Below are 26,454 nucleotides of genomic sequence, written 5' to 3' on the forward strand. Positions count from 1 at the left end.
GAGGCGGCCTTTACGGAGCGCTGCCGGGGCTGTCAACGGCTCCCGGCGGATTTCGCGACGGCGGCGGCACATCCTGTACCAGCGTGCCGTGTTCGAACAGGAAGCCGGCGATGTCGGGCTTGCCCGCGCCCTTCAGCACCGTCTGGATGATGATGAGCAGCGGCACCGCCAGCAACGCACCGGGCGTGCCCCAGACCCAGCCCCAGAAGCTGAGTGTGATGAGGATCATCAACGGATTGATCGTCAGGCGGTGGCCGACGACCAGCGGGGTTATCACGTTCGCTTCCACCAGATGCGCGCCGACCATGATCGCGGCGGGCAGCAGCGCCCACCAGATATCGGTAAAGGTCATCAGCCCGCCCAGCGCCAGCAGCAGCGCGGCAAAGATGGGGCCAAGATAGGGCACGTAGTTCAGCAGCGCGACGATCCCGCCCCACATCAGGGGCGTCGGCATGCCGATATACCACAGCGCCAGCGCGACGATGACGCCCAGCATCAGGTTGATGAGCGTGATCGTGCCGAGATAGGCCGAGGTGTCGTCGACGACGTTCTGGATCACCCGCGCCGTCGCCATCGCCCCGCCGAAGCTGCTGCGTCCGGTAATCGCCGCGCGGCGCAGGTCGGTCCAGCCGGCCAGGAAGAAGTAGATCACGAGGATCGCGAAGAACATCTCCAGCAGCGCCGACGGCGCCGAGGTGGTGACGAGGTCGAGCAGCGACTGCGGCGGGGCGACGCTGCTGGCGGTCTGCTTGGCGGGCGCGGTCGCGACATTGGCGATCAGGCCGTTCACGAACCTTTCGAGACTGGCGTAGAAATCGATCAGCGGCGCGACGTTTTCCTGCACCCGGTCGATCCGGTCGGGCAGGATCTGGGCCCAGCCCCATGCCGGCACGACGATCGACGCCAGTGCGCCATTGGCGACCAGCAGGAACAGCAGGACGCAGAACAGCGCGGCGAGCGGGGCCGGCACGCGGTGCCGTTCCTGCCATTCGAGCAGCGGGACAAGCGCGATGGCGATCACGATCGCGGCGGTCAGCGGCAGGAAGAAGCGCGCGCCCGCCTGCAACGCGAACGGCAGCGCCAGCACCAGACCGATCCCGGCGATCAGCGTCAGCGCGGCGAGCAGCCGGTCGCGGCGCAGTTCCTCGGTCGGGGCATCGACCAGCGCATCGACCGGGTCGGCCGGCGGCGTCGCCGCCGTCCCGCTCGCCCCCGTCCGGTCGACGGGGGGCCGGGACGGATCGGATTGAGGTGCGGTTTCTGCCATGTATCGAGCCTAGTCCTTATCCGTGGTCCGCGCCATTGGCGGCGTAACGCGCGGCGACCCAGATTTGCGCCACGCCGGGCCGGACGATATGGGCGTCGCCCCGGCACCCGGCCGGCGGAGGCGCCATGACCGACCAGCGACAGCCTGCCAGCCCCCTGCCCCCGGCGCTGCGCCCGATCGCCGCCGATCTGGCGCGACTGTCGGCGATCGACCGGCGGCGGTCGCTGATGCCGATCGCGGGCCGCGATTTCGCGTCGAACGATTATCTGGGGCTGGCGGGGTCGGCGGTGCTGCGCGACGCCGTGGCCGAAGCGATCGCGCGCGGCGTGCCGGTGGGGTCGGGCGGCTCGCGGCTGCTGCGCGGCAACCATGCCGAACACGAGGCGCTGGAGGACGAGGCGGCCGCGTTCTTCGGCAGCGAGCGTGCATTGTGGTTCTCCAGCGGCTTCGCGGCGAATGCGGCGCTGCTGGCGACGCTGCCGCAGCGCGGCGACCTGATCGTCCACGACACGCTGATCCATGCCAGCGCGCATGAGGGGATGCGGCTGGCGCGCGCGCCTGCGGTCGCAGCGGGGCACAATGATCCGCAGGCGATCGACGACGCGATCCGCGACTGGCGGCGGCAGGGCGGCACGGGCAGTCCGTGGATCGCGGTCGAGAGCCTCTACAGCATGGACGGCGACCGCGCGCCGCTGGATGCGCTGGCGGCGGTCGCGGCGCGGCACGATGCGATGCTGCTGATCGACGAGGCACATGCGACCGGGGTGTTCGGGCCGCAGGGGCGCGGCCTTGCCGCCGCGCTGGAGGGGCAGTCGAACGTCGTCACCCTGCGCACCTGTGGCAAGGCGCTGGGCAGCGAGGGCGCGCTGGTGTGCGGACCGGCGGTCGTCATCGACTTTCTGGTCAACCGGGCACGCGGGTTCATCTTCTCGACCGCGCCGTCGCCGGTGATGGCGGCGGCGGTGCGTGCGGGGCTGCGGGTGCTGGCGCAGCAGCCCGCGCGGCGCGAGCGGCTCGCGGCGCTGGTAGCCCATGCCGGATCACGGCTGGGGCCGCTCGGCGCGAACGTGACGGGGACGCAGATCCTGCCGCTGATCGTCGGCGACGACGGCCGGGCGATGCGCCTGGCGCAGGCGGTGCAGGCCGCCGGATTCGACCTGCGCGGTATCCGCCCGCCGACCGTACCGGCGGGGACCGCGCGGCTGCGCATTTCGGTGACGCTGAACGTCGACGAAGCCGATATCGACGCGCTGGGCGAGGTTCTGGAGCAGTTCGCATGACCGTGATCGTCGTTACCGGGACCGATACCGATGTCGGCAAGACGGTGTTCGCCGCCGCGCTGACCGCGGCGCTCGGCGCGCATTACTGGAAACCGGTACAGGCCGGGACCGACGACGGGACCGACCGGCAACGGGTCGCGCGGCTGGCGGGGGTAGCACCCGGGCGCATCCTGCCGGAAGCCTATGCGCTGGCTACCCCCTGTTCCCCCCACCGCGCGGCGGCGATCGACGGGGTGACGATCGACCTCGACCGGCTGGCGTTGCCGCAGGTCGCCGGGCCGCTGGTGGTGGAGGGGGCCGGCGGAGTGCTGGTGCCGATCGTCGGGACCACGACCTTTGCCGACCTGTTCGCGCGCTGGCGGCGGCCGGTGGTGCTGGTCGCGCGCACCGCGCTCGGCACGATCAACCACAGCCTGTTGTCGATCGAGGCGTTGCGCGCGCGCGGCGTGCCGCTGCTGGGCGTCGCGTTCGTCGGCGATGCGGTGCCCGACAGCGAGGAAACGATCGTCCGTTTGGGCGCGACGCGGCGGCTGGGTCGGTTGCCCTGTCTCTCCGAACTGACCCCCCACAGTCTGGCGCGCGCCTTTGCCGAAGGGTTCGCGGTGGAGGATTTCCGATGAGTGCGGTGTGGCATCCCTTCACCCAGCACGGGCTGAACGAACCGATCCCGCAGATCGTGCGCGGCGACGGTGCGGCGCTGTGGAGCGCGGACGGGCGGCGGATCGTCGATGCGATCTCGTCATGGTGGGTGACGACCCACGGCCACAACCACCCGCGCATCGCCGCCGCGATCGCCGAACAGGCGGGGCGGCTGGACCAGATCATCTTCGCCGGATACACCCACGAGCCCGCCGAAACGTTGGCCGCCGGGTTGCGCGCGATACTGCCGAACGCGTTGACCCGCGTGTTCTTTTCCGATTCGGGATCTACCAGCGTCGAGGTCGCGCTGAAGATGGCGCTGGGGTACTGGCGCAACCGGGGCGAGGCGCGCGACCGCATCCTCGTGCTCGATCACGGCTATCACGGCGATACCATCGGCGCGATGTCGGTCGGCGCGCGCGGCGTGTTCAACCGTGCCTATGCGCCGCTGCTGTTCGATGTCGGATCGATCCCCTTCCCCGACGCGGGGCGCGAGCAGGCGACCTACGACGCGCTGGAGGCAGCGGCGCGGGCGGGTGCGGCGGCGTTCATCGTCGAGCCGCTGGTGCTGGGCGCGGGCGGCATGCGGATGTACCCGCCGGCGGTGCTGGCAGAGATGCACCGCATCTGCGCGAGCCACGGCGTGCTGTTCATCGCCGACGAGGTGATGACCGGCTGGGGTCGCACCGGCACGCTGACCGCGTGCGAACAGGCCGGAATCGTGCCCGACCTGATGTGCCTGTCGAAGGGGCTGACCGGCGGGGCGATCCCGCTGGCGGTGACGATGGCGAGCGAGGCGATCTATCAGGCGCATTACGGGCCGGACCGGGCGACGATGTTCTTCCATTCGTCGAGCTACACCGCCAATCCGGTCGCGTGCGCCGCGGCAAACGCCAATCTGGCGATCTGGCGCGAGGAACCGGTGGCGGCGCGGGTCGCGGCGCTGGGGGAACGGCAGGCGGTGCGGCTGGCGGCGCTGGCGACGCATCGACGGGTGGCCAATCCGCGACGGCTGGGGACGATCGCGGCGTTCGAGCTGGATGGTGACGAGGGCTATCTGTCCGACCGTGCGCCCAGACTGATGGCGCGGTTCCGCGAGGCGGGGGTGCTGCTGCGGCCGCTGGGGTCGACGCTGTACGTGATGCCGCCCTACTGCATCGACGATGCCGATCTGGACGCGATCTATGCCGCGTTGGGCGAGGCGTGCGACGCCGCCTGATCGGTTTAATCATGCCCCCCCTTCCGAACCTGGTGTTCGAACAGCAAGGGCAGGTTTGATCGAGATTTCTGCAAACGTGGCCAATCCGTACCCCGGCTTAGGCCGGGGTCCAGTTGGAAAGGCTCTTCCATCCGTCACCGCCGTCCCCCAACTGGGCCCCGGCCTTCGCCGGGGTACGGTCCGTGCGTGGCTCCGTTGCCGATCGTTGCGAAAGGTCCGAGGCGACGTTCCGTTTGGCCGGGTCAGCCGCCGTGCGACCTCAGCCGCCGAGGATCGACCGGTACAGCGCGTGATAGCGCTCCGCCATCGCCTCGACCGAGAAGCGTTCGGCGACGATCCGGCGGCAGTCGGCACGGTCGATCTCCCCTACCCCCTCGATCGCGGCGACGGCTTCATCGAGCGTGTCGACGAGGAAGCCGTTGACGCCGTGTTCGATCAGTTCGGGCATCGATCCGCGGTTGTACGCGATAACCGGGGTGCCGCACGCCATCGCCTCGATGACCGACAGGCCGAAGGGTTCGTCGAAGCCGATCAGGTGGAGCAACGCGCGCGACCGGCCCAGCAGGTCGGTGCGGGCGGTGCCGCCGACCGCGCCGTGATAGACGATGCGCTCGCCGTCGACATGCGGCTCGACCTCCTCGCGCCAGTAGCGGTCGTCCTGCACGATGCCCGCCATGTGCAGCCGGCGTCCGCTGGCCTGTGCCGCGGCGACCGCTGCCGCCGCGCCCTTGTCGGGGTGCATCCGGCCGAAGAACAGCAGGTCGTCGCTGCCCTCCGCATCGAACGGAAAGTCGTCGAGCGGGATGCCGTGATGGATCGTCGCGGCATAGCGCAGCGACGGGTGGCGGTCGGCATCGCTGATCGCGACATAGCGCACCCGGTCCTGATAAGGCGCGTACATCGGCAGGATGCGGTCGGACGAGAACCCGTGGATGGTGGTGACCATCGGCGTGTCGACAAGGCCCGAAAAGGCGTGGGCGGGGAAATCGGCCTGGTTGTGGATCAGGTCGAATTCGCCGGCGCGTTCGAACACATGGGCGAGGTGCGCGAACTCCCATACCTTCGCGTCGATCGACGGGTCCTCGCTATAAGGCGCAGGCACCACCCCGGCGAGGGTCGCGGCGGTCAGGCTGTCCTGCGTCGCGAACAGCGTGACGTCGAGCCCGCGTGCGACCAGCGCCTCGGTCAGCAGGCTGGTGACCAGTTCCCATGGGCCATAGTGGCGCGGCGGGGTGCGCCACGCGATCGGGGCGATCATCGCGATGCGCATCAGTCGACTTTCAGGATACGGCCCTCAGCGGGGCGCAGGGTAGGATCGGTGTCGTCATGGGTCGACAGGATGACCCGGCCGGGTTCGATGGGGGCCGGCCGGTCGCCGAGGTTCAGCACGATGCGGTAGCGGTCGGTGCCGTCGCTGCGGATGTAGCTGAGCACGTCGCCGTCGGCGCGTACCTCGCCGATCGCGCCGGTGGCCAGCGCAGGCGTGGCGCGGCGCAGCGCCAGCAGACGGCGATAGAGCGACAGCATCGATGCGGGGTCGCCCGCCTGCACCTGCGCATTGCGCGGCAGGTGCGCCGGATCGATCGGCAGCCACGGATCACCGGTGGTGAAGCCGCCCTCCGCCGTCCATGGCAGCGGGGTGCGCACCGGATCGCGACCGAGCCCCAGCCCCGGCTCGCGCAGTTCGCGCGGGTCCTGTACCTTGTCGGCGGGCACCTGCGCATCGCCCAGTCCCAGTTCGTCGCCCTGATACAGCGTCGGCGTGCCCCGCAGCGTCAGCAGCAGCATCGCCGCCACCCGCGCCTGCGCCGCGCCGACGCGGGTCGCGATGCGCGGGCGGTCGTGGTTGCCGAGTACCCAGTTGGGCCAGCCGCCGTCCGGCAGCGCCGCTTCGTACTCGACGATGCGCTTTGCCAGTTCGGCGGCATTCCAGTTCGCCTCGATCAGCTGGAAATTGAACGGCAGGTGGACGCCGGGGGCTTGCGGCGTGCCGTAATAGGTCATCAGCCTGGGGATCGGCAGATAGATTTCGCCGACCAGCACCGCGCCGAATTCGTCCGCCTGTCGCCGCATCGCGGTGGCGATGGCGTGGACCTCCGGCTGGTCGGTCGAATGGTGCTGCAACACGCGGTGCATGTCGCCCATCCCCTCGCGATAGTCGGGATTGGGCGGGTTGTCGGGGAAGTCGGCGTGCTTGACCATGTGCCACTGCACGTCGATGCGGAACCCGTCGACGCCGCGGTCGAACCAGAAGCGCATCGCGGCCAGCATCGCCGACTGCACGTCGGGGTTGCGCCAGTTCAGGTCGGGCTGTTCGGGCAGGAAGGCGCGCGAATAATATTGGCCGGTGGCGGGATCGAAGCTCCATGCCGGCCCGCCGAAATCGCTGATCCAGTTGTTGGGCGGCCCGCCGTCCGCCGCCGGATCGCGCCAGATATACCAGTCACGCTTCGGATTGTCGCGCGACGACCGGCTCTCGACGAACCAGTCGTGCCGGTCCGAGCTGTGGTTCGGCACGAAGTCGAGCAGCACGCGGATGCCGCGCCCATGCGCCTTTTCCAGCAGCGCATCGAAATCGGCCAATGTGCCGAAGCGCGGGTCGATGCCGGTATAGTCGGCGACGTCATAGCCGAAATCGGCCATCGGCGACGGATAGATCGGCGAGATCCACACGCAATCGATGCCGAGATCGACCAGATAGTCGAGCCGGTCGGCGATGCCGTTCAGGTCACCGATCCCGTCGCCGTCGCTGTCGGCGAAGGAGCGCGGATAGATCTGATAGATGGTGGCGGCCTGCCACCATGGTTGCGCTGATGAAACGATCACCCGCCGACAAGCCGCCAGCGGGCAAATCGTTCCGCCTATTCGAATTCCATGATGACCGCATCGACCGCCAGGCTGTCGCCCGCGGCATGGGCGATGCGCGCGACGGTGCCGGGGCGTTCTGCGCGCAGGATATTCTCCATCTTCATCGCCTCGACCACCGCCAGCGGTTGCCCGGCCTCGACCTTCTGCCCCTCTGCCACCTCGACACGGGTCAGCAGGCCCGGCATCGGGCACAGCAGGAAACGCGACAGGTCGGGCGGGACCTTCTCGATCATGTGCCGGGTCAGCGCCGCGACATGGGGGGGCAGGACGCGGACGACGTGGCTCGCGCCGCGCGCGGTCAGCTTCCAGCCGCCGATGGTGCGGGCGACGCGCGCGGTCAGCTCGGTGCCGTCGATCCGCGCGGTGACGACGCGCTGCGACGGGCGCCAGTGCAACACGACGTCGAGCGGCACGTCGCCGTCGATATTGACCAGCAGGCCCCCGTCATACCCGTCGACGCTGATGTCGAAGCGATGCTCGCCGATGGTGACGACGCGTTCGGTCGAGGGCGGCGCCTGCTTGCCCAGTTGCCCGTCGATCGAGCGGGCGCGGTACGATTGTTCGAGATCGACGACGACGGCGATCGCCGCCAGTTGCCGCAGCAACGCCGCGTCGGCCGGCGCGCCGTGGAAACCTTCGGGATATTCCTCTGCGATGAAACCGGTGGTCAGCGCCCCCGCACGGAAGCGGGGGTGCTGCATGATCGCCGACAGGAAATCGATGTTGTTGCCGACCCCGGCCAGTTCGAACCGGTCGAGCGCGGCGACCTGCGCATCGATCGCCGCTTCGCGGGTCGGGGCCCAGGTGATGAGCTTGGCGATCATCGGGTCGTAGAACATGCTGACCTCACCACCTTCGACGACACCGTCGTCGACGCGGGTGCGGACGCCATCGTTGTCCCCGGTCCGGGCAGGATCGTAGCGGGTCAGCCGCCCCGTGCTGGGCAGGAAGCCGCGATACGGGTCTTCGGCATAAACGCGGTTCTCGATCGACCAGCCGGTCAGCTTCACGTCATCCTGCGTGAAGGCGAGCGGTTCGCCCGCCGCGACGCGCAGCATCTGCTCGACGAGGTCGAGGCCGGTAATCTCCTCGGTCACCGGATGTTCGACCTGCAGGCGGGTATTCATTTCGAGGAAGTAGAAACTCTCCCCCGTCACGTCCGCGCCGGAGACGATCAGTTCGACGGTGCCGGCCGAATGATAGCCGACCGCGCGGGCCAGCGCGACCGCCTGTTCGCCCATCGCCTTGCGCATCGCGGGCGTGACGAAGGGCGACGGCGCTTCCTCCACGACCTTCTGGTGGCGGCGCTGGATCGAGCATTCGCGCTCGCCGAGATAGACGATGTTGCCGTGCCGGTCGCCCAGCACCTGGATCTCGATATGCCGCGGGCTCTCGATAAACTTTTCGATAAAGACGCGGTCGTCGCCAAAACTCGCCAACCCCTCCCGCTTCGTCGCCTCGAAGCCTTCACGGACGTCCTGCTCGCTCCACGCGAGGCGCATCCCCTTGCCGCCGCCGCCGGCCGATGCCTTCATCATCACCGGGTAGCCGATGTCGCTGGCGATGCGGACGGCGTGTTCGGTATCGGCGATCTCCCCCAGAAAGCCGGGGACGACGTTGACGCCGGCGGCCTGCGCCAGCTTCTTCGATTCGATCTTGTCGCCCATCGCCGCGATCGCATTCGGCGGCGGCCCGACAAAGGCGATGCCGGCATCGGCACAGGCGCGCGCGAAGCTCTCCCGCTCAGACAGGAAACCATAGCCCGGATGGATACAGTCCGCGCCGGTCGCCCGTGCCGCGGTCAGGATCAGTTCGGGGTCGAGATAGCTCTGCGCGGCAGGCGCCGGCCCCAGCCGGACGCTTTCGTCGGCCATCATGACGTGCGGCGCGCGCGCATCAGCGTCGGAATAGACCGCGACGGTCGCGATCCCCATCCGCTTGGCCGTCCGCATCACCCGGCAGGCGATTTCACCGCGATTGGCGACCAGAATCTTCTTGAACAAATCGCTCTCCCTATCCGCCCCGTGCTTTCGGGGTCAGCGTCAACCCCCGCGCAAATGGCGCAATGCCTGCGTCCGCGCGATCGTCATACGTTCCATGCACGAAAAGCGCACCAATGCCCGGGCATCGCTGCCATCGCCGTTCCGGCCATCAATTCCTCCTTCGAGGACGCATTGCGTGTCGCGAAACTTAAGCCATGCCCGCTGGCTATCCAGCAGCGCGGCAGCATAGCCGAACCCGCCGCCGCGGGTCGGGTCGCGGGCGTCGCGTGCCTGCATCGTCGACCGCGCCGCCCGCCATTCGCGGTTCATGTCCCTGTCGGCGGCCTGCCAGCCCAATTCGGCGCAGCGGTTCGCTGCGGCCTGCGTCGGAGCCTTGGCGCAGTTGCCACCCACCGCATCGGCAAGGAGGAGCAGGGTCAGCAGCACGAGGATTTTCGCATCGGTTCCTCCCCGACCATCGGCGTCATACCCAGCTTCGCCAGCAGCGCCGCATCGGCATCGTCGCCCGCGTTGCCGGTCGTCAGCAGCCGGTCGCCGGTGAAGATCGAGTTCGCGCCGGCCATGAAGCACAGCGCCTGCGTCGCGTCCGACATGCTCTCGCGCCCGGCCGACAGGCGGACCATGCTCATCGGCATGGTGATGCGTGCGACCGCGACGGTGCGGACGAACTCGATATCGTCGAGCTTCGCCAGCGGCGTGTCGGCCAGCATGTTGCCGAGCACGGTGCCCTTGACCGGGACCAGCGCGTTGACCGGCACGCTTTCGGGATGGCGCGGCAGGGTGGCCAGCGCGTGGACGAAGCCGACGCGGTCGGCGCGGGTCTCACCCATGCCGACGATGCCGCCGCAGCACACGTTGATCCCGGCGTCGCGGACATGCGCCAGCGTATCGAGCCGGTCGTCGAAGCTCCGCGTGGTGATGACGTTGGCGTAATTCTCAGGCGAGGTGTCGATATTGTGGTTGTAATAGTCGAGGCCCGCCTGCCCCAGCCGCTGCGCCTGATCCGGAGTCAGCATGCCGAGCGTCATGCAGGTTTCCATGCCCATCGCGCGGACGCCCTCAACCATCGCGACCACCTTGTCCATGTCGCGGTCCTTGGGGTTGCGCCATGCCGCACCCATGCAGAAGCGCTGCGATCCCGCCGCCTTCGCCTGCGCCGCGCTGGCGAGGACGGCGTCGACGTCCATCAGCTTTTCGGCCTTGAGCTGCGTGTCGGCGCTGGCGGATTGCGAACAATAGCCGCAATCCTCCGGACAGCCGCCGGTCTTGATCGACAGGAGCGTGCAGAGCTGGACCTGCCCGACGGCGTGGTGCGCGCGGTGGACGGTCTGCGCGCGGTACATCAGTTCGTCGAAGGGCAGGTCGAAGAGGTCGGCGATCTCGGCGCGGGTCCAGTCGGTGCGGACCGGATTACCGGCGTCGCGCCCGTTGCCCTGGGCCCCCTCCTGCGCGGGGGTACGTCCATCGACCGGGGCAAGCGAAGCAGTCATCACGTTCATTCCACAGTCTCTCCAACCGGCGGCAGGTTGTGGCCGAGCAGTTTCAGTACCTCCGCCGCCGCATGGACCAGGTTGGTACCCGGTCCGAAAATCGCAGCCACCCCGGCTTCGCGGAGCAGCGCATAATCCTGTGGCGGGATCACCCCGCCGGCGATGACGCGGATATCCGCACGGTCCGCCGCCGCCAACCGTTCGATCAGTTCGGGGATCAGCGTGTTGTGCCCGGCGGCGAGGCTGGAGGCGCCGACCACGTCGACCCCTTGCGCGATCGCCAGTTGCGCGGTTTCCTCAGGCGTCTGGAACAGCGGACCGGAGACGATGTCGAAGCCGAGGTCGGCAAAGGCGCTGGCGACGACGTTGGCGCCGCGGTCATGCCCGTCCTGCCCCATCTTGGCAACCAGCATCCGGGGTTTCCGTCCCAACCGCCGCTCGACCGCCGCGACGCCCTCGCCGGCGCGCAGCCAGCCGCTGTCGTTGGCATGGGCGGGGCCGTAGATGCCCTTGACCGGCGTGACCGAGACGGCGTGGCGGCCGAAGGCGACCTCCATCGCCGCCGACATCTCGCCCAGCGTCGCGCGGGCGCGGGCGGCGGCGACGCAAAGCGCCAGCAGGTTGCCGTCGCTGCACGCGCCGTCCTGCAACGCGGTCAGCGCGGCCTGGGCGGCCGCTTCGTCGCGGGTCGCCTTCACCCGGTCGATACGGCGGATCTGGTCGGCGCGGACCTTGGCATTGTCGATCGAGAGGATGTCGATCGGGTCCTCCTGCGCCAGCCGATATTTGTTGACGCCGACGATGACGTCCTCGGCGCGGTCGACCCGTGCCTGGCGCGCGGCGGCGGCACGTTCGATATGTTCCTTGGGCAGCCCCGAATTGACGGCATCGATCATGCCGCCCGCCGCCTCAACCTCCTCGATCAGCGCCCATGCCTTGTCGGCGAGTTCCTTCGTCAGCGCCTCGACATAATAGCTGCCGCCCAGCGGATCGACGACATGGGTCATGCCGGTCTCTTCTGCCAAGATCAGCTGGGTATTGCGGGCGATGCGGGCGGAGAAATCGGTCGGCAGCGCGACGGCTTCGTCGAGGCTGTTGGTGTGCAGCGACTGGGTGCCGCCGAAGGTCGCGGCCATCGCCTCCACGGTCGTGCGGATGACGTTGTTGTACGGGTCCTGCTCGGTCAGCGACACGCCGCTGGTCTGGCAATGGGTGCGCAGCGTCTGGCTGCGGGGCGAGCCGCCGAAATCGGCGATGATCCGGCTCCACAGCGTGCGTGCCGCGCGCAGCTTCGCGATTTCCATGAAGAAGTTCATGCCGATGCCGAAGAAGAACGACAGCCGCCCGGCGAACGCGTCGATGTCGAGCCCGCGGTCCAGCGCCGCGCGGACATAGGCCATGCCGTCGGCCAGCGTGAACGCCAGTTCCTGCACCGCCGTCGCGCCGGCTTCGTGCATGTGATAGCCGCTGATCGAGATGCTGTTGAAACGCGGCATGTGCTGCGCGGTATAGGCGATGATGTCCGACACGATCCGCATCGATGGCTCGGGCGGATAGATGTACGTGTTGCGGACCATGAACTCCTTGAGAATGTCGTTCTGGATCGTGCCCGACAGCTTCTCCGGGCCGACGCCCTGTTCCTCGGCCGCGACGATGTAGAAAGCGAGGCACGGCAGCACCGCGCCGTTCATCGTCATGCTGACCGACATGGTGTCGAGCGGGATGCCGTCGAACAGGATCTTCATGTCGTCGATCGTGTCGATCGCGACCCCGGCTTTGCCGACATCGCCCGCGACGCGGGGATGGTCGCTGTCGTATCCGCGATGCGTGGCGAGGTCGAAGGCGACCGACAGCCCCTTCTGCCCCGCCGCAAGGTTGCGCCGGTAGAAGGCGTTCGATTCCTCGGCGGTCGAGAAGCCGGCGTACTGGCGGATCGTCCACGGACGTCCGGCATACATCGACGCCTTCACCCCGCGCGTGAACGGCGCGAAGCCGGGCAGGCCGGGATCGGGCGCGTCGGCGGCGGTGTAGAGCGGCTTGACCGCGATACCCTCCGGCGTGGTCCAGGTGAGGTCGGCGTCCTTCACCTCGCGTGCGGCGAGCTTCTGCCAGTCTTCGATCGTGGGACCTGTCATCGCACGGCCCCTACCGCCGGACGGGGGGTCAAGTCGAGCCGGGTCATGTCACGCTCCCGCAAAGCGCGGTGCGCGCCTGGTCAGGAAGGCGGTGCCGCCTTCCACCGCGTCGGCCGTGGCGCGGGCGGTGCGCTGCGCCTCCGCCTCGCGCGCCATCGCTGCGTGGTAATCATGGTCGAGCGCATAGGCGAGGTTGCGGCGCATCAGCCCCAGCGCGACCGTCGGCCCCGCCGCCAGCCGCCGGGCGAGCGCCATCGCCTCGTCCTCCAGCGCCGCACCATCGACGACGGCGTGGATCATGCCCCAGTCGAGCGCGGTGATCGCCGGCACCCGTTCGCCGAGCAGCATCATCCGCGTGGCCCGGGCGCGACCGATCAGGCGCGGCAGCATCCAGCTGGCCCCGCCATCGGGGACGAGGCCGATATTGACGAACGCCTGGAGGAAATAGGCGTCGTCGGCCGCGACGCAGAAATCGGCGGCGAGCGCGAGGCTGCACCCGATGCCTGCCGCGGCGCCCCGCACCGCACTGACGACGGGCACGTCGAGATCGGCGATCGCCTGCACTGTCGGGTTATAGTGATCGGTGAGCGCCGCGTGGGTCGCGGCCGGGGCGTCCTCCCCACCCAACGCCGCCATCACGTCCGCGCCCGAGCAGAATGCCCGCCCCGCCCCGGTCAGCAGCACCGCCCGCGCACTGCCCAGATCGGCCAGCGCGTCGCGGATCGCATCGAACATCGCCGGTGGGGCGGCATTCAGCCGATCGGGCCGGTCGAGGACGATGCGGAGCACATCGCCGTCCCGTTCCACCCGGATATCGCCTGCCATCGAATCGCTCTCCCGTATCTTTTGATACGGTTTGCGGAAAGGATGGCGCGAACGCCAGCGCAAACGCGATTGCGGCGGAGGCGCCCCCCGCCGCACCGGCTTACCAGAAGATGTCGTACTCCACGTCGACGACCTGTCCGGAGCGGACATCGACCAGCAGCGCGTCATTGTAATAGCGCACCCAGCGATACGGTCCCCACACCTCCGGCAGGCGATAGGAATAGGGGTCGTTGATCCAGTAGTTCGATCCGAACAGGAACGAATTGAGCGTGACGCCGACCCCGAAGCGGCGATAGCCATAGCCCCAGCCCTGCGGCGCATAGTAGCGCGGCAGCCGGTACAGGTTGCGGTTCTGCTGGCGATAGCGGTTCCAGTCATAGCGGTCGTCACGTCGCCAGCCGCGATCCCATTGCCCGCCGCCGCGGTTGCGGTCCCAGCCGCCGCGGTTGCGGTCCCAGCCGCCGCGATTGCCGTCGCGGTCGCCACGGTTCCAGTCGCCGCCGCGGTTCCAGTCGCGATTGCCCCGGTCCCATTCGGTGCCGCGATCCCAGCGGTCGCGTTCGCCCTGTTCGCGGCGCCATTGTTCCCGACGCCATTGTTCGCGGCGTTCCTGCACGCCGCGCCCGTCGGCCCGCGGCCAGTCGCGCCGCAGCGCCTCGCGGTCGATCTGTCCCTGCGCATCGCGGGGCGGATCGCGCCGTTCGACGCGGTCGGGCCGATCCGGGCGCTGCCACCCGCGATCGGGGCGGTCGCCCTGCGGCCGGTCGCGGCGCAGCGATTCGCGGTCGATCTGCCCCCGCGTGTCGCGCGGCGGGTCGCGACGGTCGAAGCCGCCGCGGTCGCCGCGGTCGCCGCGCCCCTGCCAGCGCGGCGCATCGCCGCCCGGCTGCGGTTCGCTGCGACGCTCCTCGATCCGAGGGCGCTCGGGACGCGGCTGTGGCGCTTCGACACGGATGTCGTTGCGGAACTCGGCACGCGCACCCGGCGTCTCGCCACCCGGCGACCGCTCGATCCGCTCGCGTCCGCGCGGACCGCGCTGCTCCGGATCGGATTGCGCCATGGCCGCCGTCGGCACCAGCGCCGACACGCTCAACAATGCCAGCAGGAAACGGCTCTTCATTCCATCCTCCACCGCCGGGGGTCGCCGGCGTCGATGGATGTGGTTTATTACGCGTGCGATCAACCGTTGCTGAATGGCGATGACAGCCGATTGAAAGGAACGACGCTATCGGGCGGGCGGGGTCAGCGCCGGGGTTTCGCGCGCCGCTTCCTCGCGGTCGATGCCGGGGCGCGGCGGGGGTGCCAGCGCCGCGTCGCCGCGGGCCGCCGCCGCGGCCTGTCGCACGGCATCGATCAGCCGGGGATAGATGCCGCAACGACACAGCTGGTTGAGCGCGGCGACGATCTCCGCCTCGCTCGGGTTCCGGTTCTGCCGCAGCAGCGCGACCGTCGCCATGACGAAGCCGGGGATGCAGAAGCCGCATTGCACGACCTGCGCGGCAAGGAACGCGGCCTGCACCGGATGGCTGCGATCGCGCGCCAGCCCCTCGATCGTGGTGACGAACGTCCCCTCGAGGCTGCCGATCGCGACCTGGCACGATTTCACCGCGCGCCCGTCGATATCGACGGTGCACGCGCCGCAATGCCCGGTGCCGCAGCCATATTTGGTACCGGTCAGGTTCGACACGTCGCGCAACGCCCAGAGCAGCGGCGTGTCGGGATCGAGCCGATATTCCTGCGGCAGGTTGTTGACGGTGAAACGGGTCATGCGGGCGACCTTGTAGGGGGGTTGCCCGTACAACGCCAACCCCCGCGAAACGGGCCGTTTCCGGATGCGGGCTTGAGCGCGGCGGCGGTGCGACCGATCTTTCGGCCATGACCCTCCCCACCCTGTTCGTGCCGCATGGCGGCGGCCCCTGCTTCTTCCTGAACCCCGGCGCGGCGCCCGATCCGATGTGGCGGCCGATGCAGGCCTACCTGGCCGGGCTGGTCGCGTCGCTGCCCGAACGACCACGTGCGATCCTGATGGTGTCGGGCCATTGGGAGGCGGCGCGGCCGACGGTGCATGTCGGTGAGCGGCCGGCGCTGCTGTTCGACTATTACGGCTTTCCCGAACATACCTATCGCCTGCGCTGGGACGCGGGCGGTGCGCCCGACGTAGCGCGGCGGGCGGCGGCGTTGCTGCGGGGTGCCGGCTTCGCGACGGACGAGGAGGCGGCGCGCGGTTGGGATCATGGCGTCTTCGTGCCGATGATGGTCGCGATGCCGGCAGCCGATATCCCGCTGGTACAGCTGTCGCTCGACCGCTCGCTCGACCCGGCGGGGCATATCGCGATGGGGCGGGCGCTGGCGCCGCTCCGCGACGAGGGCGTGCTGATCGTCGGATCGGGCATGAGCTTCCACAACCTGCGCGCCCGCGGGCCGTCGGTGACGCCGGTCGCCGAGGCATGGGACGATGCGCTGGGCGCGGCGGTGACCGATCCCGATCCGGCCCGGCGGGCCGAACGGGTGACGGCATGGGAAAGCCTGCCCCATGCCCGCTTCGCGCATCCGGAGGCCGAACACCTCCTGCCGCTGATGGTCGCATTGGGCGCGGGGAGCGACGACGCGGCGGTGCGCGAGTATCGCGACGTGGTGATGGGCTGGGTCGTGTCGGGATATCGCTTCGGCTGATACAGCGGGATGGCGCAAGAATATTGCGCTTGGCCCCCGCCTGCTGGCACAAGGGCGGAAATGCCCGACCGACGGGCCAAGGAGAGACGATGCTCGAAGCACTCGAAGCGCTGGAAAAGCGGCGTGTGGCGGCGCGGGCCGGCGGCGGTGAGAAGCGGGTCGCCGCGCAGCACGCCAAGGGCAAGCTGACCGCGCGCGAACGGCTGGACGTGTTCCTCGACGAAGGCAGCTTCGAGGAACTCGACATGTATGTCGAACATAATTGCGTCGATTTCGGCATGCCGGAGCAGGTGATCCCCGGCGACGGCGTGGTGACCGGATCGGGCACGGTCAACGGCCGCCTCGTCTATGTCTTCAGCCAAGACTTCACCGTGTTCGGCGGGTCGCTGTCCGAACGCCATGCGCAGAAAATCTGCAAGATCATGGACATGGCGATGAGGGTCGGCGCGCCGGTCATCGGGCTGAACGATTCGGGCGGCGCGCGCATTCAGGAGGGTGTCGCGTCGCTGGGCGGCTATGCCGAGGTGTTCCAGCGAAACGTGCTGGCGTCGGGCGTGGTGCCGCAGCTCTCGCTCATCATGGGGCCGTGCGCAGGCGGCGCGGTGTATTCGCCCGCCATGACCGACTTCATCTTCATGGTGAAGGATTCGTCGTACATGTTCGTGACGGGGCCGGACGTGGTCAAGACGGTGACGAACGAGGTCGTGACGCAGGAGGAGCTGGGCGGCGCGATCACGCATACGACCAAATCGTCGGTCGCCGATTGCGCGTTCGAGAACGATATCGATGCGCTGCTGGCGGCGCGCGACTTCGTCGACTTCCTGCCTGCCAACAATCGCAGCGGCGTGCCCGGGCGGCCGAGCGACGATCCGTGGGACCGGACCGAGCCCAGCCTCGACACGCTGATCCCGCCGAGCGCCAACCAGCCCTACGACATGCACGAGCTGATCGTCCGCACGCTCGACGACGGCGCGTTCTTCGAACTGCAACCGGCGCATGCGGGCAACATCATCATCGGCTTCGGCCGGATCGAGGGGCGCACCGTCGGCATCGTCGCCAACCAACCGATGGTGCTGGCCGGGTGTCTCGACATCAATTCATCGAAGAAGGCGGCGCGGTTCGTGCGCTTCTGCGACGCGTTCGAGATCCCGATCGTGACGTTCGTCGACGTGCCGGGCTTCCTGCCCGGCGTCGGGCAGGAGCATTCGGGGATCATCAAGCATGGCGCGAAGCTGCTGTTCGCCTATGCCGAGGCGACGGTGCCCAAGATCACGGTCATCACCCGCAAGGCCTATGGCGGGGCGTATGACGTGATGGCGTCGAAGCATCTGCGCGGCGATCTGAACTATGCGTGGCCGACCGCAGAGATCGCGGTGATGGGGGCGAAGGGCGCGGTGGAGATCATCTTCCGGTCGAAGGACCCGGTCGAGGTCGCGGCGCGGACGGCGGAGTACGAGGCGCGCTTCGCCAACCCGTTCGTCGCGGCGAGCAAGGGGTTCATCGACGAGGTGATCCTGCCGCACTCCACCCGGCGGCGGGTGGCGCTGGGGTTGCGCAAGCTCCGGAACAAGAAGCTCGAGAACCCGTGGAAGAAGCATGACAATATCCCGCTGTGAAATTTTCCGCGGCAGGGGAAACGGGACCATCCGCAGGATGGCGAAGGGGGGCGTCCTGTTCCACCACGGTTGCGCTGCGGGGCACGCCCCCTCCACCAGCTTCGCTGGTCCCCCTCCCCGTGCCGGGGAGGATCTATGAGCCTCGGTCGTTTGAACCATGTCGGCGTCGCGACGCCATCGATCGCGGCGTCGATCAAGATGTACCGCACCCTGCTGGGCGCGGAGGCGATCGGGGAGCCGTTCGACCTGCCGGCGCAGGGGGTGAAGGTGTGCTTCATCGATGCGCCCAATACGCAGATCGAGCTGATCGAGCCGTATGACGCCAGTTCGCCGATCGCGGGGTTTCTGGCGAAGAACCCGGCCGGTGGACAGCATCACCTGTGCTTCGAGGTGGCGGACATCGCCGAGGCGGTCGCCGGGCTGGTTGCCAAGGGCGCGCGGGTGCTGGGCAAACCGCGGATCGGGGCGCATGGGACGCCGATCGTCTTCGTCCATCCACGCGACATGGGCGGGGTGCTGATCGAGTTGATGGAGACGCCGGAGCATTGATCGTCATCCCGGCGCAGGCCGGGATCCATGGTCGCTGAGTAGTCCGATGGAGTCGAGGGCGCCCGACACAATGGATTCCGGCCTTCGCCGGAATGACGATGGACTGCCGGATAGAGCAGCCCCCTCGACACCCCCACCCCTATCTGGTTGAACGCGTTGCATGAACAGTCCCGTCCGCAAGGCTCCCGGCGGCCCCTCCCCCGTTCGGGCGGAATGGGGCCGGTCGGTCGAGGCGACCCTGTCCGCCGTGCCCGGCATCCGCCGCGCCAAGACCGACGCCGCCGTCCTGTTCGCGCTGACCGATTTCCTGTCGGAGGCCGAATGCCACCTGCTGATGGCGACGATCGACCATGGCAGTCGCAAGTCGACGTTGCTGACCGAAAGCAACGATCCCAATTTCCGGACGTCGGACAGCTGCGACCTCGACCGCTGGCACCCGCTGCTCCAGCCGATCGACGAGAAGATCGCGCACCTGCTGGGCATCCCCCCCGAACATGGCGAGACGATGCAAGGGCAGCGCTATGCGCCCGGGCAGCAGTTTCGCGCACATAACGATTACTTCAACGAGAACGAGCCCTATTGGGCGTTGATGGCGGTACAGGGCGGGCAGCGGACCTGGACGGCGATGGTGTATCTGAACGAGGTCGAACAGGGGGGCGCGACGTGGTTCCCGCAGGCGGGCGTGCGGTTCAATCCGCGGCCCGGCATGCTGGTCGCGTGGAACAACATGCATGCGGACGGCAGCCCCAACCTCGCCACGCTGCACGAGGGGATGGCAGTGGTCGAGGGGACCAAATACATCATCACCAAGTGGTTCCGCGAGCGGCCGTGGACCCCGACGATCGAGCCCTGAGCGGCCAAAGGTCACAAAGGTCACACTCACCACGTTTTCGGCGCAGTCGCCGTCTTTGAATATTCTTGCTCATATTCAATGTTATATCGGCGATAATTAGAAGTTTTTGTAACGGACCGTGCGCCTCGCCGCGGGAGGCCCCAGCCTTCGCTGGGGCGACGTTCTCCTTCGATACATCCAGCTTTGAACTCGTCGCCCCCGACTTGATCGAGAGTTCTGCGAAAGTCTCGAACCTATCCATAATGTGCACCGTACCCCCGCGCAGGCGGGGGGCCAGAGCCAAGTATAACGACGGCTTCCTCTTGTGACCCTGGACCCCCGCCTGCGCGGGGGTACGGGAGAAGGCGAGGAATCTAGACTTTCGCAGAGGTCTCGACTTGATCCGGCGTGACGATGATGCCGGGCGCTTGCGCTGTAGGAAAGGGGAAAGCGGAGCGTGGCGGGCGATCCGGAGACTTCCCGCCACCCTGCCGCTTACGCCTTCCTGCGCGCCCGCTTCGGGGCGGCGGCGGCGGCGGCGTCTTCTTCCTCGTCGGGCGATTCCTCGCCCGCTTCGGTCAGCGCCTCGCCCAGCGCGCGCAGCTTGTCCTGCGACTTGTCGGACTTCTCCGCGATCTTCGTCGTGGCGGCACCGAGGCGGTGGAGCAGGTCGTGGACCCGGTCCCCGTCGGGCGCGTCCTTTTCCAGCTGCTTGCGCAGCGAGGCGAGGTCGCGCAGGATGCCTTTCGCGCCCGGCACGTCGACATCGGCGAGGGCGGCTTCCCAATCCTCGATCATCGTCGCGCCCCTGGCGGGCTTCGTTTCGTCCAGTCCGCGATTGATCGCGTTCATCGTTCCGGCGAATTTGACGGCCATGTTCAGGCTCCTCGAACGGCTCGCTGCACACGCAGCGGCCGGTCAACGAGCGGGCAGCACCCTGGGCCCGGTAAACACCAACTATTTGTTTTTGCTGGCGTTCGGAACCTTCGTCAGTCGACGCGGATGCGGGTTCCAGTGTCAAAGCCGTCGGCCATCAGCCCGACGATCGCTTCGGCGACCCGCTCGGGCGGTTTCACCCGCTGCGGGTCCTCGCCCGGATAGGCGCGTTCGCGCATCTTCGTCCGGGTGGCGCCGGGATCGACGATCGCGGTGCGGACCGGCGAGATGTTCGCCATTTCGAGGCCGTAGCTGGCGACGAGGTTGTCGAACGCCGCCTTCGACGCGCCATACATGCCCCAATAGGCGCGCGGGGCAGCGCCGACCGACGAGGTGACGCCGACGACCCGGCCGGCCCGCGCGAGGCGCAGCATCGGCGAGAAGGCGGCGATCAGCGCGGCATTGGCGGTGACGTTGAGCGCCATCACCTTGTCGAATTCCTTGAGGTCGAACGACGGCACCGGCCCCAGCGTGCCGAGCGCGCCGGCGTTGAGCACCAGCATGTCGAGCGCGCGCCAGCGTTCGGCGATCGCCGACACCAGCTGCGGAATGGCGGTACGATCATACAGGTCGATCGGCGCGATCGTCGCCGATCCGCCCGCGGCATGGATCGCGTCCTCGACATCCTCCAGCCCGCCCGTCGTCCGGGCGGTGAGGATAATGTGCGCGCCCTCCCCCGCCAGCGCGACGGCGGTGGCCGCACCGATCCCGCGGCTGGCACCCGTGACCAGCGCCAGCTGCCCCTTCAACCGGTCGCTCATCCGACGCGTTCGGCCAGCATCGCCAGCTGGTCAACCGAGCTGGTCTCGTCCTGGTCGGTCAGCGGGGTGGGATAGTCGCCGGTGAAGCAGGCGTCGCAATATTTCGGGCGGACCGGCGCGCGGTTCGCTTCACCGAGCGCGCGGTACAGCCCGTCGATCGACACGAAGGCGAGGCTGTCGGCCTGGATATAGTCGGTCATGCCCGACAGGTCGAACTTGGCGGCGAGCAGCTTGGCCCGTTCGGGGGTATCGACGCCGTAGAAGCAGCTGTGCCGGGTGGGCGGCGACGCGATGCGCATATGCACCTCCGCCGCGCCGGCATCGCGCATCATCTGCACGATCTTGAGCGAGGTGGTGCCGCGAACGATCGAATCGTCGATCAGGACGATGCGCTTGCCCTCGATCAGCTTGCGGTTGGCGTTGTGCTTGAGCTTGACGCCGAGGTGACGGACCTTGTCGCCCGGCTGGATGAAGGTGCGCCCGACATAGTGCGAGCGGATGATGCCCAGTTCGAACGGGATGCCCGATGCCTGCGCATAGCCGATCGCGGCGGGAACGCCCGAATCGGGGACCGGGATGACGAGGTCGGCGTCGACGCCGTTTTCTTGCGCCAGTTCGGCCCCGATCGCCTTGCGCACCGAATAGATCGAGCGGTCCTCGGAAATCGAATCGGGGCGCGAGAAATAGACCCATTCGAAGATACAGGGGCGTGGGGACAGCGGCGCGAACGGGCGGATCGAGCGCAGTTCGCCGTTCTTGACGATGACTAGTTCGCCGGGGTCGACCTCGCGGACGAACTCCGCGCCGACCACGTCGAGCGCGACGGTTTCCGATGCGAAGATGTACGCACCGTCGCCGAGGCGGCCCATCACCAGCGGCCGGATGCCCAGCGGATCGCGGCAGGCGATCATGCCTTCGGGCGTCATGCAGATCAGCGAATAGGCACCCTCGACCTGCTTCAGCGCATCGATGAACCGGTCGAGCAGCGTCCGGTAGTTGGACGTGGCGACGAGGTGGATGATGACTTCGGTATCGCTGGTCGACTGGAAGATCGATCCGGTGCGGACCAGATCCTTGCGCAGCCGCATCGCGTTGGAAAGATTGCCGTTATGCGCCACCGCGAACCCGCCCGACGCCAGTTCGGCATAGAGCGGCTGGATGTTGCGGTTCGACGTCTCGCCGGTGGTCGAATAGCGGACATGGCCGCAGGCCGTCGCGCCGGGCAGCGATTCGATGATCTCCGGCCGGTCGAAATTGCCCGCGACATGGCCCTGCGCGCGCTGGGTATGGAACATCGCCCCGTCCCAGCTGCAGATGCCTGCCGCTTCCTGCCCGCGATGCTGGAGCGCGTGGAGGCCGAGGGCCACCAGCGCCGCCGCGCCGTCCGCGCCGGAAACACCGAAGATGCCGCACTCTTCGCGCAGCTTGTCGTCATCGAATGGGTGGGTGGTGAACATAGGCCCTTCCGGGGATAAGCGTGTCACGCGGCTGCCATATAGGGAGGCGTAATCGGTTTGTCGCCCTTTGATCGTCGATTGCGGCGGAACCATGATCGGCGATAGGGGTTGCGCATGACCCAGCGCGATACCGGCCTGACCCTGAATCCCAAGTTCGACGCCGACGGATTGCTGACCGCGGTGTGCGTGGACGCCGCCACCGGGGGGCCGTTGATGGTCGCGCACATGAACGCCGACGCGCTGCGGATGACGATCGACAGCGGCGAGGCGACCTTCTGGTCGCGGAGTCGGGGGGCTTTGTGGCGGAAGGGCGAGACGTCGGGGAATGTGTTGCGCGTGGTCGAGATACGGATCGATTGCGATCAGGACGCGCTGTGGCTGCGCTGCGAGCCGGCCGGGCCGGCGTGCCATACCGGGGCCGACAGCTGCTTCTTTCGCCGGATCGCAGGCGATCGGCTGGTGCCCGTGGCATGAGGTGGATCGCCGTGGCGCTGCTCCTGGCGGGATGTTCGCAAGGCGGTTCTGCGCCCGAGACGGTCGAAGGCGCGGCGCTGGAGCAGGCAGCGATCGCGCGCGACGTGGTGCGTGATTCCGCAGGCGCGACTCCGGTCGGGCTGTACGCGCGCGAGGGCGACCGGATGTGCGTCACCGATCGCCGCATCGGCATGTTCATCGATTATGGCGACGGCATCGGGTGCAGCGGACGGGGTGGCTTTGTCCGCGAGGGCGAACAGCTGCGGGTCGACCTCGGCCGGGATTGCACGTTCGCGGCGGCGTTCGACGGTGATCGCATCCGCCTGCCCGGGAAACTGCCGGAGGCGTGCGAGGCGCTGTGCACGAAGCGGGCGTCGCTCAGCGGATTGCAGGTCGACCGGCTGAGCGACAGCGCGTCGGAAGCGGCGGCGCTGCGCGATCCGGCCGGGCGGGGGTTGTGCGGGTAGGCGCACGCAAACCGTACCCCCGCGCAGGCGGGGGTCCAGAGCGGCAGGAACTGCCGTCTCGCTTCTGGCTCTGGATCCCCGCCTCCGCGGGGATACGGTTTCCGCAGGTTAGATTCCCCGCGCCGCCGCCAGCGCGCGTTCGCGCGCTTCGCGGTGGTCGATGATCTTTTCCGGATAATCCTTCGGCCGACAGCCTGAAGCATCGGGGTCGTGGATCGTGGCGTCCGACAGCTTCGCCAGTTCGGGCACCCAGCGGCGGATATAGTCGGCGGCGTCGAATTTCTCCGACTGTGTCAACGGCGCCATGATCCGCCCGAACATGTTCGAATCGACCCCGGTGCCCGCGACCCATTGCCAGTTCACCGAATTGTTGCCGTAATCGGCATCGACCAGACAGTCCCAATACCAGCGCTCGCCCTCGCGCCAGTCGATCAGCAGGTGCTTGACGAGGAACGATGCGGCGATCATCCGCACGCGGTTGTGCATCCAGCCGACCTGCCACAGCTGGCGCATCCCGGCATCGACGATCGGATAGCCGGTGCGGCCCTGCTGCCATGCCTTCAGATCGCGCTTCGCCGCGGCGTCGCTGCGCCATTTGAGCTTGTCGTAGCGCGGGCGGCCATTGGCGTCGGCATAGTCGGGCATCGACAGGATGACGCCGCTGGTGAAGTCGCGCCACGCCAGTTCCTTGCGGAAGGTGGTCAGGCTGTCGCCCCGCCCGCCCAGCGCCGCCCAGATTTGCCGCGGCGTGATCTCGCCATGGTGCAGGTGCGGCGACAGGTTCGAGCTGCCGTCGATCGAGGGCAGGTTGCGCGCCTCGCCATAGTCGTCGACGCGGGTCGCGAAGGATTTCAGCGCCTTGTACCCGCCGTCCTCGCCGGGGTGCCATGCCTTGCCGAAGGCGGTCGACCAGTCGGGCCCGGTCGGCAGCAGGCCCCAGTCGGCGAGCTTGTCCGACTTCGGCCATGAGGACGGCGACGGAATGGCACGCGGCATCGGTGCCGGATCCTCGGGCGGCAGCATCTGGTTCAGCGCCTTCCAGAAGGACGAATAAATCTTGAACATGCCACCCGAACCGGTGCGGACGCTGTCGGGCGGGCGCAGGTGGTTGCCGTCGTGGAGGGTGAGCGCGTCGCCCAGCGCGTCCTGCGCCTTCACCCACCATGGTTCGTAATGGCGCATCGCGTGGATACGGGTCGCGCCGGTTTCCTCGCACAGCTTGCGCAGTTCGGCGGCGGCATCGCCGCGGCGCAGGATCAGGCGCGAATCCTTTGCCTTCAATGCCGCGGCGAAGGCGGCGAGGCTGTGGTGCAGCCACCAGCGCTGTGCGCCGCCGATCGCCCAGTCGCCGGGTGCCTTGTCGTCCAGAACATAGACCGGGATGACGTCGCCGTCCTCGATCGCGGCGAGGAGCGCGGGCTGATCGCGCAGGCGGAGGTCCTGGCGGAGCCAGAGCAGGACAGGGTCGGTCATCCCCGGGGTTACGCGTACGGCGCGATCCCGGTTCCCTGCGCCACCGCGACGATCGACGCGACGTGGCGGCGCGACACTTCGAGCAGGTCGCCATAGCCGCCGCCCAGCGCGCTGGCGATCGGCAGGCCACGCGCCCTCGCCAACCGTCCGATCCAGCGGTCGCGTTCGTCGAGACCCGCCTGCGTCAGCGCCAGCCGGCCCAGCCGGTCGTCGGCGAACGGATCGACACCGGCCTGATAGAGCAGCAGCGTGGGGCCGAAGCCGTCGATCAGCGGCACGAGCGTCGCTTCGAGCGTCGTCAGATATTCGTCGTCGCCGACGCCGTCGGGCAGGGGCACGTCGAGCGTCGACACGGCCTTGCGCGCCGGGAAATTCTTGTCGGCATGGATCGAATAGGTGGCAAGCCCGGTGCGTCCCGCGAGCAGCGAGGCGGTGCCGTCGCCCTGATGGACGTCGACATCGACCACCAGCACGCGCTCGCACGTCCCCTCGTCGACCAACCGGTTGGCGGCGATGGCGAGGTCGTTGAACACGCAATAGCCCGCCCCCGTGTCCGCCAGCGCATGGTGGCTGCCGCCGGCGGTGTTGGCGGCATAGCCGCGCTCCATCGCAACGCGCGCGGCGGCATAGGTCCCGCCGGGCACCGCCTGTGCGCGCAGCGCCATCGGCGGGGTGACGGCAAAACCGATGCGGCGTTCCTTGTGCGGCGGCACGCGGGCCTCGATCACCTCCGCGACGTAGCTGTCGTCGTGCACCGCCTCGATCCACCCGCGCGGCATGGGATCGCAGCCATGCCAGTCGATCGCCGGCCCCAAGTCGAGCAGCAGGTCGCGGACGAGTCCGTTCTTGCCCCAGCGATAGCGGCTACCCGGCGGGCTTTCGGCGACATAGTGCGGATGGTGGACGACGGGGATCACCCGAACACAGATAAGGTGCCGATGCGCCTCGCAAAAGCGGTGCGCGGTGGGTAGGAAGCGGACATGGACAAGACCACCCTTCCCTATCGCCCGTGCGCGGGCGTCATGCTGCTGAACCGCGATCGCCGGGTGTTCGTCGGCCAGCGGCTCGATTCGACGCTGGAGGCGTGGCAGATGCCGCAGGGCGGGATCGATCCGGGCGAGGCGCCGATCGACGCGGCGGTGCGCGAACTGCGCGAGGAAACCGGCGTACAGGCCGACAAGGTGCGGCTGATCGCGGAACGCCCCGAAGAGCTGTTCTACGACCTGCCCGATGGCATGATCGGCAGGATATGGAGAGGGAAATGGCGCGGACAGCGGCAGCGCTGGTTCCTGTTCGCGTTCGAGGGCGAGGATGGCGATATCGACATCCGGACGCCCGAGCCCGAGTTCCGCGCATGGCGCTGGGCCGACCCGGCCGACCTGCCGACGATGATCGTGCCGTTCAAGAAGGCGCTGTACGAACAGGTGATTGCCGGATTTGCCGATCATTTGCATCGGTGAACTGCCCGATCGGCGGGACGAGCCGTTCAG

General features: G+C 68.4%; 25 protein-coding genes. 10 read left to right on the forward strand and 15 right to left on the reverse strand.

Features of this window, described 5'->3' with window-relative positions:
* Positions 1–10: 10 nt before the first annotated feature.
* On the reverse strand, positions 11–1,267 hold the full coding sequence (locus tag QLH51_RS09635) for an AI-2E family transporter (RefSeq protein WP_125658476.1): 1,257 nt from the start codon (positions 1,265–1,267) through the stop codon (positions 11–13).
* Positions 1,268–1,392: 125 nt separating this feature from the next.
* On the opposite strand from QLH51_RS09635, the gene QLH51_RS09640 reads away from it, so the two are divergent.
* The 3 genes from QLH51_RS09640 to QLH51_RS09650 are packed head-to-tail and all read left to right on the forward strand — an operon-like array spanning position 1,393 to position 4,405.
* Positions 1,393–2,547 carry an 8-amino-7-oxononanoate synthase gene (locus QLH51_RS09640; RefSeq protein ID WP_125658473.1) on the forward strand — a complete coding sequence of 385 codons (1,155 nt, stop codon included), beginning with the start codon at positions 1,393–1,395 and terminating at the stop codon, positions 2,545–2,547.
* A complete protein-coding gene (gene bioD / locus QLH51_RS09645) occupies positions 2,544–3,167 on the forward strand; it encodes a dethiobiotin synthase (RefSeq protein ID WP_125658471.1) in 624 nt (207 codons plus the stop codon). The genes QLH51_RS09640 and bioD overlap by 4 nt, the downstream gene beginning before the upstream one ends.
* Positions 3,164–4,405 (forward strand): adenosylmethionine--8-amino-7-oxononanoate transaminase, encoded by a 1,242-nt coding sequence (locus tag QLH51_RS09650; RefSeq protein WP_125658469.1) that lies wholly within the window; start codon positions 3,164–3,166, stop codon positions 4,403–4,405. Before bioD ends, QLH51_RS09650 begins: the two co-directional genes overlap by 4 nt.
* A gap of 259 nt (positions 4,406–4,664) precedes the next feature.
* On the opposite strand, the gene QLH51_RS09655 is transcribed toward QLH51_RS09650, so the two are convergent.
* From QLH51_RS09655 to QLH51_RS09695, 9 genes are all read right to left on the reverse strand, one after another.
* Positions 4,665–5,675: a glycosyltransferase family 4 protein gene (locus QLH51_RS09655; protein ID WP_125658466.1), complete on the reverse strand. Its 1,011-nt coding sequence runs from the start codon at positions 5,673–5,675 to the stop codon at positions 4,665–4,667.
* Complete coding sequence (locus QLH51_RS09660) at positions 5,675–7,231, reverse strand: alpha-amylase family glycosyl hydrolase (RefSeq protein WP_206429061.1); 1,557 nt, start codon at positions 7,229–7,231, stop codon at positions 5,675–5,677. Before QLH51_RS09660 ends, QLH51_RS09655 begins: the two co-directional genes overlap by 1 nt.
* Positions 7,232–7,266: 35 nt before the next feature.
* Positions 7,267–9,276, reverse strand: coding sequence for an acetyl-CoA carboxylase biotin carboxylase subunit (locus QLH51_RS09665; protein ID WP_125658463.1), 2,010 nt, complete (start codon positions 9,274–9,276; stop codon positions 7,267–7,269).
* A gap of 39 nt (positions 9,277–9,315) precedes the next feature.
* A complete protein-coding gene (locus tag QLH51_RS09670; RefSeq protein ID WP_164516156.1) occupies positions 9,316–9,702 on the reverse strand; it encodes a lysozyme inhibitor LprI family protein in 387 nt (128 codons plus the stop codon).
* Positions 9,693–10,766, reverse strand: coding sequence for a biotin synthase BioB (gene bioB, locus QLH51_RS09675; RefSeq protein WP_125658457.1), 1,074 nt, complete (start codon positions 10,764–10,766; stop codon positions 9,693–9,695). The genes QLH51_RS09670 and bioB overlap by 10 nt, the downstream gene beginning before the upstream one ends.
* A gap of 5 nt (positions 10,767–10,771) precedes the next feature.
* On the reverse strand, positions 10,772–12,901 hold the full coding sequence (gene scpA / locus QLH51_RS09680) for a methylmalonyl-CoA mutase (RefSeq protein ID WP_125658454.1): 2,130 nt from the start codon (positions 12,899–12,901) through the stop codon (positions 10,772–10,774).
* Between the two features lie 48 nt (positions 12,902–12,949).
* Complete coding sequence (locus tag QLH51_RS09685) at positions 12,950–13,726, reverse strand: enoyl-CoA hydratase-related protein (protein WP_125658451.1); 777 nt, start codon at positions 13,724–13,726, stop codon at positions 12,950–12,952.
* Positions 13,727–13,826: 100 nt separating this feature from the next.
* The gene (locus tag QLH51_RS09690) at positions 13,827–14,846 is read right to left on the reverse strand and encodes an RcnB family protein (protein WP_125658448.1); all 1,020 of its coding nucleotides are present in this window, start codon (positions 14,844–14,846) and stop codon (positions 13,827–13,829) included.
* Between the two features lie 105 nt (positions 14,847–14,951).
* Positions 14,952–15,494 carry a (2Fe-2S)-binding protein gene (locus QLH51_RS09695; RefSeq protein WP_125658445.1) on the reverse strand — a complete coding sequence of 181 codons (543 nt, stop codon included), beginning with the start codon at positions 15,492–15,494 and terminating at the stop codon, positions 14,952–14,954.
* 107 nt (positions 15,495–15,601) lie between these two features.
* Between QLH51_RS09695 and QLH51_RS09700 the strand changes: the two genes are divergently transcribed.
* From QLH51_RS09700 to QLH51_RS09715, 4 genes are all read left to right on the forward strand, one after another.
* Positions 15,602–16,399: a DODA-type extradiol aromatic ring-opening family dioxygenase gene (locus QLH51_RS09700; RefSeq protein WP_125658442.1), complete on the forward strand. Its 798-nt coding sequence runs from the start codon at positions 15,602–15,604 to the stop codon at positions 16,397–16,399.
* 89 nt (positions 16,400–16,488) lie between these two features.
* A complete protein-coding gene (locus QLH51_RS09705; protein WP_125658439.1) occupies positions 16,489–18,015 on the forward strand; it encodes an acyl-CoA carboxylase subunit beta in 1,527 nt (508 codons plus the stop codon).
* Between the two features lie 135 nt (positions 18,016–18,150).
* Positions 18,151–18,564 (forward strand): methylmalonyl-CoA epimerase, encoded by a 414-nt coding sequence (gene mce, locus QLH51_RS09710; protein WP_125658436.1) that lies wholly within the window; start codon positions 18,151–18,153, stop codon positions 18,562–18,564.
* Positions 18,565–18,724: 160 nt separating this feature from the next.
* Positions 18,725–19,417 (forward strand): prolyl hydroxylase family protein, encoded by a 693-nt coding sequence (locus QLH51_RS09715; protein WP_125658433.1) that lies wholly within the window; start codon positions 18,725–18,727, stop codon positions 19,415–19,417.
* A gap of 474 nt (positions 19,418–19,891) precedes the next feature.
* Here QLH51_RS09715 and QLH51_RS09720 read toward each other — a convergent pair whose 3' ends face one another.
* The 3 genes from QLH51_RS09720 to purF form a co-directional block, all read right to left on the reverse strand.
* Positions 19,892–20,272 (reverse strand): hypothetical protein, encoded by a 381-nt coding sequence (locus QLH51_RS09720; protein WP_206429060.1) that lies wholly within the window; start codon positions 20,270–20,272, stop codon positions 19,892–19,894.
* Positions 20,273–20,385: 113 nt separating this feature from the next.
* Positions 20,386–21,093, reverse strand: coding sequence for an SDR family NAD(P)-dependent oxidoreductase (locus QLH51_RS09725; protein ID WP_125658431.1), 708 nt, complete (start codon positions 21,091–21,093; stop codon positions 20,386–20,388).
* Positions 21,090–22,550: an amidophosphoribosyltransferase gene (gene purF / locus QLH51_RS09730; RefSeq protein WP_125658428.1), complete on the reverse strand. Its 1,461-nt coding sequence runs from the start codon at positions 22,548–22,550 to the stop codon at positions 21,090–21,092. The genes QLH51_RS09725 and purF overlap by 4 nt, the downstream gene beginning before the upstream one ends.
* A gap of 114 nt (positions 22,551–22,664) precedes the next feature.
* On the opposite strand from purF, the gene hisI reads away from it, so the two are divergent.
* Positions 22,665–23,024 carry a phosphoribosyl-AMP cyclohydrolase gene (gene hisI / locus QLH51_RS09735; RefSeq protein ID WP_125658425.1) on the forward strand — a complete coding sequence of 120 codons (360 nt, stop codon included), beginning with the start codon at positions 22,665–22,667 and terminating at the stop codon, positions 23,022–23,024.
* On the forward strand, positions 23,021–23,491 hold the full coding sequence (locus tag QLH51_RS09740; RefSeq protein WP_125658422.1) for a hypothetical protein: 471 nt from the start codon (positions 23,021–23,023) through the stop codon (positions 23,489–23,491). Before hisI ends, QLH51_RS09740 begins: the two co-directional genes overlap by 4 nt.
* Positions 23,492–23,599: 108 nt before the next feature.
* Here the strand turns inward: QLH51_RS09740 and QLH51_RS09745 are convergent, their stop codons facing one another.
* Both QLH51_RS09745 and QLH51_RS09750 read right to left on the reverse strand, forming a co-directional pair.
* A complete protein-coding gene (locus QLH51_RS09745; protein ID WP_125658419.1) occupies positions 23,600–24,964 on the reverse strand; it encodes a cryptochrome/photolyase family protein in 1,365 nt (454 codons plus the stop codon).
* A gap of 8 nt (positions 24,965–24,972) precedes the next feature.
* Positions 24,973–25,881: a histone deacetylase family protein gene (locus QLH51_RS09750; RefSeq protein WP_125658416.1), complete on the reverse strand. Its 909-nt coding sequence runs from the start codon at positions 25,879–25,881 to the stop codon at positions 24,973–24,975.
* A 63-nt stretch (positions 25,882–25,944) separates the two neighbouring features.
* Between QLH51_RS09750 and QLH51_RS09755 the strand changes: the two genes are divergently transcribed.
* The gene (locus QLH51_RS09755) at positions 25,945–26,424 is read left to right on the forward strand and encodes an RNA pyrophosphohydrolase (RefSeq protein WP_125658413.1); all 480 of its coding nucleotides are present in this window, start codon (positions 25,945–25,947) and stop codon (positions 26,422–26,424) included.
* Positions 26,425–26,454 lie beyond the last annotated feature (30 nt).

Origin of the sequence: Sphingomonas sp. 2R-10, assembly GCF_030062225.1 — a bacterium.
GTDB lineage: Bacteria > Pseudomonadota > Alphaproteobacteria > Sphingomonadales > Sphingomonadaceae > Sphingomonas.